A 12,600-nucleotide genomic window follows, 5' to 3' on the forward strand; every position below is an offset into this window, starting at 1 on the left:
TTGTGATATACTAAAAATTAAGGGAGCTTATGAATATTGTATACATACACCACGCGCACCGCGACAACAGCAAAGGATTTGGCGGAATGCAGGCTGTTGGCATTTGTCCTATAATATTTAAGTTTGACAAGGTGGGTTTTGAGGCGAATTAATTGTATGCGGGTAGTTTAATTTAGAATGTGATTTTTGCAGAAAAGAATAATAAAAACGACTGAATTCAGCCGTTTTTTGTTTTTATTAGACCATTCTTGTCATATTTATGCCTTCTTGAAATCCACATGGGGTGGTGCATTCGCGAATACCGCTGCGGCATCCGGCGCCTTTAAGCACAGGTTTAAGCTCATATGCCCGCGGGTGGCCGGTTTCAACAAGGGTGTCATAATAGCGTTGTGCAGTGTCAAAGGTCTGCATGCTTATTTCCTGCTGCGCCTGTGAACAAAGCCGTTCTCTGCATTTGCTGTTTATAAAATCATCCAGAACGCCGCTTTCGTTAATGCTAAGGAGTGTACCTTGAGGTATGTCTCCCTCCTTAAACTGCCCGAGAAGATCTTCGTTCCATTCCATTGTCAAAGATTTGTCTCCTCGAAGAACGGGAGGTACAAAGAAGCGCGGGTTATGTGTTTTTACGTCACCGTCAAAGTAGCCGGTGTAGGTGCCGAATTGATTTGTGCGGTGTCGGTGTGCCTGCGCAAGTTGGGCGATGCTGCCATAGTAGTTGGTTTGGTATACATCACTGAACATAGGTTCATATTTGTGCGGGCTGAAAAACTTTAGTCTTCGGCCGTGTGTAGCCTCAGCAAGGGCGGGTTTGTATAGCCCCAAATTTTGTATTTGACCAACAAATTCTTGCATTTCACTCTTAAGATTGTCATAAACGATGCCTTTTACGGGAGGCTGAGCAATAAACTTTTCCATAAGTCCGCAAAGGATGTTGAGCTGACGATAAGAAAAAGTGTGTATCATTGTGGTGCTGGGATTGAAATAAGATGAAGTGTACCTTGCGTTTTCCTGAGAAAGCTTCTGAATTTTGTTTTGAACAAACGGTGCATCAGAATAAGCTCCATTTATCTCTTTTTTCAGTATTTTATCCCATTTATCAAACAGTTTCTGCTGTTCACTCGGCAGTTCCATTTTTGTAAACCTTGCTGATTTTTCGCTGGTGGCATAATCTTGCTCATCATTAAGTATCATTGCAAGTTGCTTTGAAATGCCGTCAAGCTCCAAAGAGATATGTGCATGGTCAAACGGGCTGTGGTGGTAGCTTGTTTCTATTTGCTTTAGTCTGTCACGAGTTTTTTGCAGGTCTTCTGCCAGAATTGTTTCAACATTTCCTCTCATATAGCAAACATGTGCTGAGGTGGCAGCAAGCTGTTCCGGCACCGAGATTTCGAAGATGCCATCTTTTTTGTTTAAAATATCTTTGACCCAATCTTCAAACTGAGTTTGGGCAATTATTTTTACTTCCATTTTATTTCCCCCTAAGTCTCATCATTGTAACACGAAGGGGGGGGGGGTGTCAATACCCACTTTGCGGATGAAGGCGGACGCATATTTTATCTGAAGCGTAAAAAAAACCGACGGGACGCGTCGGTTTTTTATTGCGAAGCAACAAGGTTTTTTGACAGGCAGGTTCTTGTTGTACGGCAACAGGACTTATGGGTCTACAGTGATGCGAAACAGGAACTTATCAAAATTTCTTGTTTGCCAACTCTAAATATCTTTTATATCGCTGCTCGGCAGACTCTTTGCTAAGCAGGTGAAGCTCTGTTGCTAGTTTTGGGTCAATCTTTTTAAGAGCAGCATATCGGCTTTCACCTTCCAAGAATTCGAGATAATCTCTTGTTGGTGGGTTACTATCAAGAGTAAACGGATTTTTATTCTGTTCTAAAAGCGATGGGTTATAGCGATATAGGTGCCAATAACCACACTCGACAGCTTTTTTGATTTCGTTTTGTGCTTCGTTCATATTTATGCCGTGGTTAATGCAGGGTGAGTAGGCGATAATGATACTTGGCCCGTCGTGCTGCTCAGCCTCCCACATAGCCTTTACTGTCTGGTTCATATCAGCGCCCATTCCTATTTGAGCAACATATACATTGTTATATGTCATAGCAATCAGCCCCAGGTCTTTTTTTGGAGTTCGCTTTCCGCCCATGCTAAACTTTGCAGTGGCACTGAGCGGAGTAGATTTTGAGGTTTGACCGCCGGTGTTGCTATAAACCTCGGTGTCAAGCACCAGAATGTTTACGTTTTCGCCGCTTGCCAGAACATGGTCGAGGCCGCCAAAGCCTATATCATATGCCCAGCCGTCGCCTCCGATAAGCCAGGTGCTTTCTTTTGTGAAACTGTTTTGATACAAACTAAACTCGGCGATATCCTTTGTTATAGGCGTCAACTTTTGTGCGAGCTCATAAGACTTTTCACCGTCATCAAAGCTTTGCAGCCATTCATTTAAAAGAGTTGTTGCTTTGTGTTCGGGGTTGGTTTTAACAAATTCGGTCACACGGGTTTTTAGTGCCTCACGGTCTTTCTTTTTGGCTAGGTATATACCAAGCCCGAACTCTGCGTTGTCTTCAAACAGACTGCTTGCCCAAGCGGGGCCGTGACCCATTGAGTTCTGTGCATATGGACAGCTGGGGGCCGAGCCTCCGTATATGCTGCTGCAGCCTGTGGCGTTGGCGATAAGCATACGCTTTCCAAACAACTGTGTTGCAAGTTTGATATACGGCGTTTCGCCGCAGCCGGCACATGCACCGCTAAATTCAAACAGAGGCTTGATAAACTGACTGCCCTTGAGTGTGTTTGATTTGAATATGGTCTGTGGGTTTTCAGGCAGTGTTTGAGAGAAGTTATAATTTGTCTCTTCGGCTTTGTTGAGCTTTACGCTGTTTGTCATCTTGAGTGCCTTTTCTTTGGCGGGGCACACTTTGACACAGTTTTCACATCCCGTGCAGTCAGCGACGTTGATTTGTATTCTAAACTGATGCTCCGGCACGCCCATGGCATGGAGGGTGTCAAAAGTTGATGGGGCATCTTTTATATCGCTGTTTTTTACAAGAACAGGCCGTATTGCTGCGTGAGGGCAAACGAAGGAACACATGTTGCATTGAATACAATTTTGTTTTATCCAGCAAGGGCTTTCGATTGAAATTCCTCGCTTTTCAAACTTGGAGGTATTTGTGGGAACTCTTCCGCGCGGGTCAAACTGTGACACAGGCAGAGTGTCTCCAAGCTTACGCTCAATTGGCAGTATAAATGAATTGTAGTATTCATCATTGCTTTTTTGTTTTAACTTGCTGCTTGCCGTAAATTTACTTAGGTCAACCCTGACAAGGCCTGCGGTAGTTGCTTTTATCGCTGCTGTATTGGCCCGAAGTATGGCTTCGCCTTTCTTCTTATATGTTTTTTGCGCGGCGTCAATCAGAAGTTCTTCAACTTTTGAATAGGGCATGATTTTTGTAAGGTAAAAAAAGCTCGCCTGCATAATTACGTTAATGCGTCCGCCCAGACGATTTTCTTGGGCAATCCGGTTGGCGTCTATTATATAAAAGTTGATTTTCTTTTGTTTGAGCTGCGTCAAAAAGTTGTCGGGTAGAATTGTGCCTAACATATCTGCTGAATAAGGGGAGTTAAGCAGGAAGGTGCCGCCGCTTTTGAGGTCGTTTAGCATATCATATTTGCCTATATAATTTATGTTGTGACAGGCCGCAAAATCGGCATTGTCTATGAGATAGGGTGCATCTATGTCAAGCTTTCCAAACCGCAGATGCGAAATGGTGAGACTTCCTGATTTTTTGGAGTCAAACTCAAAGTATCCCTGACAATTGAGGTCAGTGTTTTCACCTATTATTTTAATGGAGTTTTTGTTAGCACTGACTGTTCCGTCGCTGCCAAGCCCATAGAACTTGCAGGAAGTGCCGCCGCTGTTTAGGTTAAATTTTTCAACCGGCAGAGAGGTGTGTGATACGTCATCGGTTATGCCGACAGTAAACTTTTGTTTGGGTGTTTTGCTTGCCATGTTGTCAAAGACAGCTTTGACCATAGCCGGAGTAAATTCCTTTCCGCCAAGGCCATATATACCGCCGAAGACATTTATTTCACGAAGAAAATTGGATTTTGATGCAAAACAGGCACTGCCAGCGGATGCCCCACCGTCAAGCATAGCTGTGCATATGTCCTTATATAGCGGTTCACCTCCGGCGCCGCATTCCTTTGTGCGGTCAAGCACCGAAAGGTTTTTTACAGTTTTGGGCAGGGCCTTTATAAAACTGTCGGCTGGAAAGGGCCTGTAAAGCCTGATAAGCACTACACCTGTTTTTTTGCCGAGCTTGTTAAGTTCAGCTGCCGTCTGTTTAGCGGTGTGATATCCGCTTGCCATAATTACGATAATGTCTATGGCGTCAGGGGCACCGAAATATTCAACGCTGCTATATTTCCGCCCTGTTAGATTAGCAAACTCCTCAAAGGTATTTTTAAGATGCTTTTCTACGCTTGAATAATAGGTGTTTGAAGCTTCTCTGTTTTGAAAGAATATATCAGGATTTTGAGCGGTGCCCTGCTGGTGTGGCTTTGTTGAACTTAGACCCCGTGCTTTGAAAGCAATCACTGCGTCCATAGGCAGAAGTTTTTTTAGTGTGCCTTGTTCAAGGTTGTCAATTTTGTTGATTTCGTGGCTTGTTCTGAACCCATCAAAAAAGTGTATAAACGGCACGCTGCTTTTAAGGGCGGTTATATGAGCAATCGCCGCCATATCCATGGCCTCCTGCACCGAGGTGCTGTTTAGCATTGCAAACCCTGTGGCCCTGCACGCCATAACATCGCTGTGATCGCCAAAGATGGATAGGGCATGGGTTGAGAGTGTACGCGCTGAAACATGGAATACCGCGGGCAAAAGCTCACCTGCGATTTTATACATATTGGGTATCATAAGCAGCAACCCCTGCGAGCATGTGAAAGTTGTGGCAAGAGAGCCGGCACTAAGTGCCCCGTGAACAGCGCCCGCTGCACCCCCTTCGCTTTGAAACTGAGTGACACTTACCGTTTCATTAAAAAGATTTTTTATCTGACGGCTCTGCATTTCATCAGCAAGCTCTGACATTGCCGAGCTTGGAGTAATGGGATAAATCGCTGCCATATCACTGAAGGCATATGCGGCCGTTGCCGCTGCCTGATTTCCATCTACTGTAATTTTCATAATTCCTCCAAATATTGTGTGTTGCAAACAAAGACGATACTTTGTTTTGGCAAAACGGCAAAATTTAAAATTTTGCTAACACATCATAATTATAAACAATAGCTGACAAAATAGCAAATAACTTTTAGAGTTTTGAATTTTTTTGATGTTGTAAAATTTGAGCAGATATGATATAATTAAATCGTTATGAAGAATATTCAATTGATTTTAGAATATTTAGGCACCAATTATAACGGATATCAAAAGCAGAAAAACGGAAAAAGCGTTCAAAGTGAACTCGAGCGGGCAATAAAGGAGGCCTTGGACGAGACGCCTGTGATTTATGCCAGCGGCCGGACGGATGCCGGCGTTCACGCCAAGGGGCAAGTAGTAAATTTTGTGACAGATACAACTATTCCGTCTGACAAGATAGCTGTCAAGCTTAATATGTATTTGCCAAAGGATATCAGTATAATTGAAAGCAGAGAAGTGAGCAAGGATTTTAATGCCCGCTTTTGGGCTGTTGCCAAGGAATATCAATATAGAATATGCAAGAGTGAGCATATGAGCATATTTGAAAAAGACAGGGCTATGCATTACCCCTATAAGCTTGATATGGACAAGCTGAAAGAAGCTGCCGGCAAGCTTGTCGGCGAGCACGACTTCGGCGGATTTCAGGCAAGCAAAAGCGACCTTAAGGGGGATAGCATACGCAAGATTATACGCGCCGACTTTGAAGAAAAAGACCACGGTATTTTGATTTTTAAGATAAGAGGTACGGGATTTTTGTATAATATGGTGCGCATAATTGTGGGCACTCTTCTTGATATTGGCAGCGGCAAAAAAGATATGGGTATAATCGACAAAATTTTTGAAACTAAAGATCGTACTCTGGCCGGAAAAACCGTTCCTGCTTGCGGACTATATTTGAAGAGAGTATATTATAACAACGGCGAAGCAAAAACGCTGGATGAAAACTCATATTCGTATCAGCGGGCAAAGTTGTATTATAAGCATACTGTTGAAGGCACGGTATTTAAAAAAGCCAGAGGTATTATTGTTGATGGTAATGAGATTGTAGCTATTTGTGAGATAAAGCCCAAAGGCAAGGTATATTTTGTGACAGGCGGCGGCGTTGAAGAAGGTGAGGCTCCCGAAGCTGCGATGGTGCGCGAAGCCAAAGAAGAGATGAACGCCGACGTAAAAGTAATAAAACTGCTGTATATTTTAAAAGAACGTTTCGTTAAGCAGATGTTTGAGTTTAAGATAGATTGTGAGAGGCATACATACTATTATCTTTGCTGTCTTGTTGGCGGCGACCTTGATATAATTGGGCGGGAAGAGTTTGATGGCGACCAATTTGAGGTTGCAAGACTTCCTAAAAAAATGGTAAACAAGCTCCTAATCCCCAGACCTGTTCAGAAAGCCTTTTTCAGAAACGAAAAGATAAGAGAAAAGAGACGAAATAAGCACGAACCTTTATAGGTCACTCCTGTGTAAACTCATAAAATTCCCTTGACAAGAGGGGATTTTTGTATTAGAATAATCGCAAGTCCCAAATTGGGGGATTATTTTCTATTAGGCCATAGATTTACACAAATTAGCCCTTGTTTGAATAAAGGAATAAGAGAAAATCACAAATTTTTAAGGAGAAAAACAATGAAAACATATATGGCAAAGCCGGGACAGGTACAGAGTTCATGGTATATTGTTGATGCTGCGGGAATTCCTCTGGGTAGAGTTGCTACTCAGGTGGCAACGCTTCTACGAAGCAAACACAGACCTGAATATACTCCGCATGTTGATATCGGCGACAGCGTAGTGGTTGTGAACAGCGACAAGTTGGTGCTTACGGGTAACAAATTGGAGCAGAAAATACACTATACTCACTCAGGCTACCCGGGCGGACTTAAAAGTACTAAGTATGCTATTATGATGGAAAAAAAGAGTGATGAAGCGCTTAAGCTTGCCGTCAAGGGCATGCTTGCAAAAAACAGCATCGGAAGAAAACAAATCAAACGCCTTAAGGTTTATAAAGACGGCACTCATCCGCATGAGGCTCAGAAACCTGTGGCTGTTAAGTTGAAAGGAGGCAGAATCTGATGGCAGAAGAAGTAAAGAAAACCGCAGCTAAAAAGCCTGCGGCAGAAGTTAAATCCGCAAAAGAGGTTAAAATAGCTCCTGCAAAAGAAGTGAAGGCAGCTCCCGCAAAAACAGCGGAGAACCCCACCCCCGCAAAAATTGCCGTAAAAGTTAAGGCCGTAAAATCAAAACCCGGCCAGACGATTTCAACGGGCAGACGTAAAAAATCGGTTGCAAGAGTAAGACTTTACGCCGGCGGTAGCGGAAAAATCACTATCAATGACATTGACATTGACAAGTACCTCAACCTTGATACTCTTAAGCTTATTGTAAGGCAGCCTATGGTACTGACCGGAACTGCTGACAAATATGACGTGATTGTAAATGTTTACGGCGGCGGACAGAGCGGACAAGCCGGAGCTATAAGACACGGAATTGCAAGAGCGCTTTTGAAAGAAAGTGAGACCTATAGAGCCGAGCTTAAGAAAGCAGGTTTCCTGACTCGTGACAGCCGTATGAAAGAGCGTAAAAAATACGGTCTTAAAAAGGCAAGAAGAGCACCGCAGTTCAGCAAGAGATAATAATAAAAGAACACCAAATTTTGGTGTTTTTTTGTAGATTGGGTGCCTCACTAGATTTTTTTTAAACCTGCCCCTAAAGTTTTACAAAACTTTATTTTTTTGATACAATATATATATCAACTTGGAGGAAGTAATGAACAGTTTTGATTTGCTTATTTTGGGGGCGGGACCTGCGGGATTTTCTGCGGCGATTTATGCTAAGCGCGCAGGGTTGAATGTAGGTATCATTGAGAAATCGGTGCCGGGTGGGGCCGTAGCCATTACACAGGAGGTGTGTAATTATCCGGGTATAAAGTCAATTGGAGGCATGGAGCTTGCCGCTCAAATGTTTGAGCATATGACAAGTCTGGGCGTTGAAATTATTTTTGATGAGGTTGTCTCCACAGATTTTAGCGGTAAAGAGAAGTTCATAAAATGCCTTAAAGGTGAATATACTGCAAAGACTGTGCTTATAGCAATCGGAGCTGCGGCCAGAAAGCTTAATCTGAATAATGAAAGAGACTATCTGGGCAGAGGGCTGAGTTATTGTGCCACATGCGACGGAACATTGTTTAAAGGCAAGACGGTGGCGGTTGTAGGCGGCGGAAACAGTGCACTTGAGGATGCCGTTTATATGAGCGGACTTGCAGATAAAGTATATTTAATTCATCGCAGGGGTGAGTTTAGGGGAGATGATATCCTCGAAAAAACAGTGAGAGCAAACCAAAATGTGGAGCTGATGCTGTATAGCCGCATCAGTGCGCTTGAAGGAAAGCCAAACCTGAAACAGATTGAACTTGAAAATATTCAAGACGGCACCACAAAAAAACTGAATACAGAAGGGGTATTTGTGGCAATAGGCAGGGGCCCCGACACTGAAGTTATAGACAAAAACGTGGCTAAGAATGAAGCTGGTTATATTATTGCTGACGAAAAGATGCGGACAAATATTGAGGGTGTATATGTTGCAGGAGACATAAGAGATACGCCGCTGCGTCAAATTGTAACAGCAACGGCCGACGGGGCTATTGCTGCAACAAGCGCTTTTGGTTTTATCAAAAGCGGAAAGTTTAGATAAAGGAGGGGGGAACATGAGAGCACTATTTCAAATTCTGATAGCAATTGCAATTGGTATTGTGGGCGTGGTAGGACTGCAGATGCTGACATTCTGGATTTCTGGTGGAGATATGTCGGGCACAACATTTGCAAGCGTCTGGGAAGCAGTTAAAGAAGTTGCAACAAAACCAATATATTATGCTCAGGTGCTGGGACTTGCGGGCTTTGTGGGCTTCTTGATGGTTGTAGGTCACAGACACAAATAAAGTTTTTAAAACACAAATAACTTAACCGCCAAATTTGACGGTAGGTTTTTTGGTCAAAAAATGCTAAGTAAGCCTTAGTATTTTTTTGTTTGATAGCATAATTAAATTGAATATAATCAAACTAAAACTATGCAAAGAAATAACATTTTTATAAAAAATAAAATCTTAATATATTTTTTGGTTTTGTCTCTTGGTTTTTCTTTATTATTTTTTGGTTTTACAAAAAAATTAAGGGCGTTTGCTGAAGATGAGCAAAGCGGAACTATAGCGCTTCCTATTCTTATGTATCATGCGGTCTTTCCTGACGGTTGTAAGCTTGTGCCGTATTCAATACATATTTCTTCACTTCAACAAGATTTGGATTTCATCATAGAGCAAGGCTATACAACAGTGCTGACCTCTGACCTCATAGCTTTTGTTGAAAATAAAGGAGCTTTGCCTCCAAAACCTATTATGCTCACTTTTGATGATGGCTTTTATAATATACTGCATCTTGTTTTGCCGGAGCTCGAAAAAAGGAATATGAGGGTCGTTTGTTCGGTCACCGGAATTTTCAGTGAAAAAGAAGCACGCGATGATGACCGCTATGGCTATTTGAGCTTTGAAGATATAGCTAGGCTTCAAAACAGCGGCCGTGTTGAGATTGCCAATCATTCATACAATCTGCACCGTTTATACCGCGGACAAATTGGTATGAAAAAGATTTTCTCCGAGCAGGAAGAAGATTATAAAAAAAGATTTACGCAAGATGTCATGAAACTTCAGGATAAACTTAAAAATTTTGGTGTTGAACCGATTGCACTTGCTTATCCTTACGGTTTTTTTGAAAAGACAAGCGACCAATATCTTAAGGAACTTGGTTTTAAGGCCAGCTTTATCTGTTTTGAAAAAGTGAACAGGCTGAAAAGGGGCGACAGTCTTTTTGGGCTCTCGCGTTTTAACCGTGACCGTCAGACTGCTCAGCAAATTTTAAGTAAAATCTAAAACAAAGACGCGCCTTTTTGTTGGCCTTTGTCTTTTTAATTTTTTATTGTCTTAGGTTTTCACATTTTTGTTAAGACTTAAATATATTATTTTCATAAAACTGTCTAGTTGAGGTTTTTGTGAGGTGTAATATGTTTGGAACAGACGGAATAAGAGGTGTTTTTGGGCAGCAGATAACCTGCAGTTTGGCCTTTGAGGTGGGCCGGGCTCTTGGAATAAAATGCATAAAGCATAAGGGTAAAGGTATTATTGTTGGAAGAGATACCCGCCCAAGCGGTGTGGCGTTGTCAATGGCCATCATCAGCGGCATTCTCAGTCAGGGTGTAAATGTGACCGATGCGGGGGTTGCGACTACGCCTGCGGTAGGATTTATGGCACGTCAGGGTTATAATTTTGGAGTTGTGCTGACCGCAAGTCATAATCCCAGCGAATATAACGGTATAAAAATATTTAATAAAATGGGTATGAAGCTCTCGGCAAAAGAAGAGAGTGATATAGAAAATGTTCACAAAAATATTAACAGATATGCCTATAGCAAAGAAGTAGGAAAACTAAAAAATATAAAGACTAAGCCTTATTTTGAGTTTTTGGCTTCAGTTTTGGAAAAGAAAAAGCTTGACCTGAGTGTGTGCTTTGACTGTGCTAACGGTGCTGCCGGAGGTGTTGTAAAAAATGTGTTCAAAGACAGATTTAAGGAGTTATTTTTGATAAATGTAGGGGTGAACGGAATTAATATTAACAAAGGCTGCGGGGCGACTTCGGTGGGGGCTCTTAGGCAGTTTGTGGTGTCAAAGAAGCTTGATTTCGGATTTGCTTTTGACGGCGACGCTGATCGGGTGGTGATGATAAACAACCGCGGAGACACAATAGACGGTGACGGAATTTTGTGTATTCTGACAGAATATTTTTTAAGTCTGGGCGGATTTTCAGGTCCGGTTGTAGGAACTGTTTTGACAAATCTGGGGCTTGAAAATTATCTGAGTTTAAAGGGTATTGAGCTTTTTAGAACTCCTGTCGGAGATAAGTTTATAAGTGAACATATGTTCAAAAATAAACTTGTGCTTGGCGGGGAGCCTGCAGGGCATATAATTTTGTCGAAATTTAACCCTACGGGTGACGGAATTTTATGCTCTATTTTGTTGATTTTGGCGGCCGTTAGACAAGGCAGACACCCAGAAAAAATGCTTTTAGGCTATAAACAAATTCCGCAATATTATCTGAATATAAAATATGAACCCGACCGCTCGGTCGGAAATGCCGAACGTCTGGATACCGCTGAAATAGTGAAGAAATACGTCAAGAAATTAGATAAAAATTGCCGACTAGTCGTTCGGAAAAGCGGTACTGAACCGGTAATCCGTGTTATGATTGAAGGAGAAAATAAAGAAAAAATTGAGCGGATTTTGTGTGAAATTGAAGAAGAGCTGGACAGTATGAATGTTCCCGTTCACTAAAGCTCAGGTTTATAGCACTGCTACTCACTTAGCTTCCCCTGAGAAAAGGAAGAAATATGACGGCCGGCTGGGTTTTCTTTAGATACACATAGACACTTGTCACATGCAGGATGTGAGGAGTGCTGCAGTTTTTTTGGCGAAACGTGTAAAATAGTTGGAGATTTTTTGTGTTTTTGCTAAAATATAGTTGTGTTTTATATAACAAAAAATTGGTATGATATTTTGAAGGGTGAGTTCGACAAGGACTACTTTAAAACACTGCAAAAATTTTTGAAGGAAGAATATAATGGGCAGACAATTTATCCTGAAGCAAAAAATGTTTTTGCAGCACTTAACCTTACAAGATTTAATGACGTAAAAGTTGTTATAATCGGGCAGGACCCGTATATCAACCCCAGGCAGGCGCACGGACTTTGCTTTTCGGTTGAAAGCACCGAGCCTCCGCCGAGTTTGAAGAATATTTATAAAGAGCTTATGGATGATTGCGGCTGCAGTTTGCCAAAAGGAGGAAACCTTACTAATTGGGCAAAGCAGGGTGTGCTTTTGCTAAACAGTGTTTTGACTGTCAGAGCAGGAATGTCATTCAGTCATAAGGGCAAAGGGTGGGAAGAGTTTACTCACAAAATAATTGAGCTTTTGAGCAAGCGTGAGGACCCTATTATATTTTTGGTTTGGGGGTCGGGAGCAAGAAAAATTTTGGAGGATATTGACATAAGCCGGCACAAGGTGTTGTTTGCCGCTCACCCAAGTCCTCTGTCGGCACAAAACGGTTTTTTTGGTTGCAGGCATTTTTCAAAGGCTAATCAGATTTTGAAAGAGTGGAACAAGCCCGAGATTGATTGGCAGATAGAATAATAAAGGGGGCAAATGCCCCTTTTTTTAATCCCCTTCAAAGGTGTTCTGAGGAGAATTTAGTCTTTTAAAGATTTTGTGAAAAATGTGTATAAAAATTTGCTAATTTAGGGTATTTTTTGGTATACTACAAATAAGTATTATTCTAACTATAGAAAAGCCGCTTAAAGCTT

At 42.0% G+C, this 12,600-nt stretch carries 10 protein-coding genes; 8 read left to right on the plus strand and 2 right to left on the minus strand.

The window, feature by feature from the left end; all coding sequences use genetic code 11:
• Positions 1–237: 237 nt before the first annotated feature.
• Both LBN07_01585 and nifJ read right to left on the minus strand, forming a co-directional pair.
• Entirely contained in the window at positions 238–1,467 is a 1,230-nt protein-coding gene (locus LBN07_01585; protein ID MDR0850155.1) for an FAD-dependent thymidylate synthase, read from the minus strand.
• A gap of 220 nt (positions 1,468–1,687) precedes the next feature.
• On the minus strand, positions 1,688–5,194 hold the full coding sequence (nifJ, locus tag LBN07_01590; protein ID MDR0850156.1) for a pyruvate:ferredoxin (flavodoxin) oxidoreductase: 3,507 nt from the start codon (positions 5,192–5,194) through the stop codon (positions 1,688–1,690).
• Positions 5,195–5,380: 186 nt separating this feature from the next.
• Here nifJ and truA point away from each other — a divergent pair, with 186 nt between their 5' ends.
• From truA to LBN07_01630, 8 genes are all read left to right on the plus strand, one after another.
• Positions 5,381–6,658, plus strand: coding sequence for a tRNA pseudouridine(38-40) synthase TruA (gene truA / locus LBN07_01595; protein ID MDR0850157.1), 1,278 nt, complete (start codon positions 5,381–5,383; stop codon positions 6,656–6,658).
• 174 nt (positions 6,659–6,832) lie between these two features.
• A complete protein-coding gene (gene rplM, locus LBN07_01600; protein MDR0850158.1) occupies positions 6,833–7,276 on the plus strand; it encodes a 50S ribosomal protein L13 in 444 nt (147 codons plus the stop codon).
• A 182-nt stretch (positions 7,277–7,458) separates the two neighbouring features.
• Positions 7,459–7,836: a 30S ribosomal protein S9 gene (gene rpsI, locus LBN07_01605; protein ID MDR0850159.1), complete on the plus strand. Its 378-nt coding sequence runs from the start codon at positions 7,459–7,461 to the stop codon at positions 7,834–7,836.
• Positions 7,837–7,969: 133 nt separating this feature from the next.
• A complete protein-coding gene (locus LBN07_01610; protein MDR0850160.1) occupies positions 7,970–8,893 on the plus strand; it encodes an FAD-dependent oxidoreductase in 924 nt (307 codons plus the stop codon).
• Positions 8,894–8,906: 13 nt separating this feature from the next.
• Complete coding sequence (locus LBN07_01615; protein MDR0850161.1) at positions 8,907–9,137, plus strand: hypothetical protein; 231 nt, start codon at positions 8,907–8,909, stop codon at positions 9,135–9,137.
• A gap of 129 nt (positions 9,138–9,266) precedes the next feature.
• Positions 9,267–10,121, plus strand: coding sequence for a polysaccharide deacetylase family protein (locus tag LBN07_01620; protein MDR0850162.1), 855 nt, complete (start codon positions 9,267–9,269; stop codon positions 10,119–10,121).
• Between the two features lie 131 nt (positions 10,122–10,252).
• A complete protein-coding gene (locus tag LBN07_01625) occupies positions 10,253–11,575 on the plus strand; it encodes a hypothetical protein (protein ID MDR0850163.1) in 1,323 nt (440 codons plus the stop codon).
• A 189-nt stretch (positions 11,576–11,764) separates the two neighbouring features.
• Complete coding sequence (locus LBN07_01630; GenBank protein ID MDR0850164.1) at positions 11,765–12,430, plus strand: uracil-DNA glycosylase; 666 nt, start codon at positions 11,765–11,767, stop codon at positions 12,428–12,430.
• The last annotated feature ends 170 nt before the right edge of the window (positions 12,431–12,600 follow it).

This window comes from Christensenellaceae bacterium (assembly GCA_031260975.1).
Taxonomy (GTDB): Bacteria; Bacillota; Clostridia; order Christensenellales; family UBA1242; genus JAISKJ01.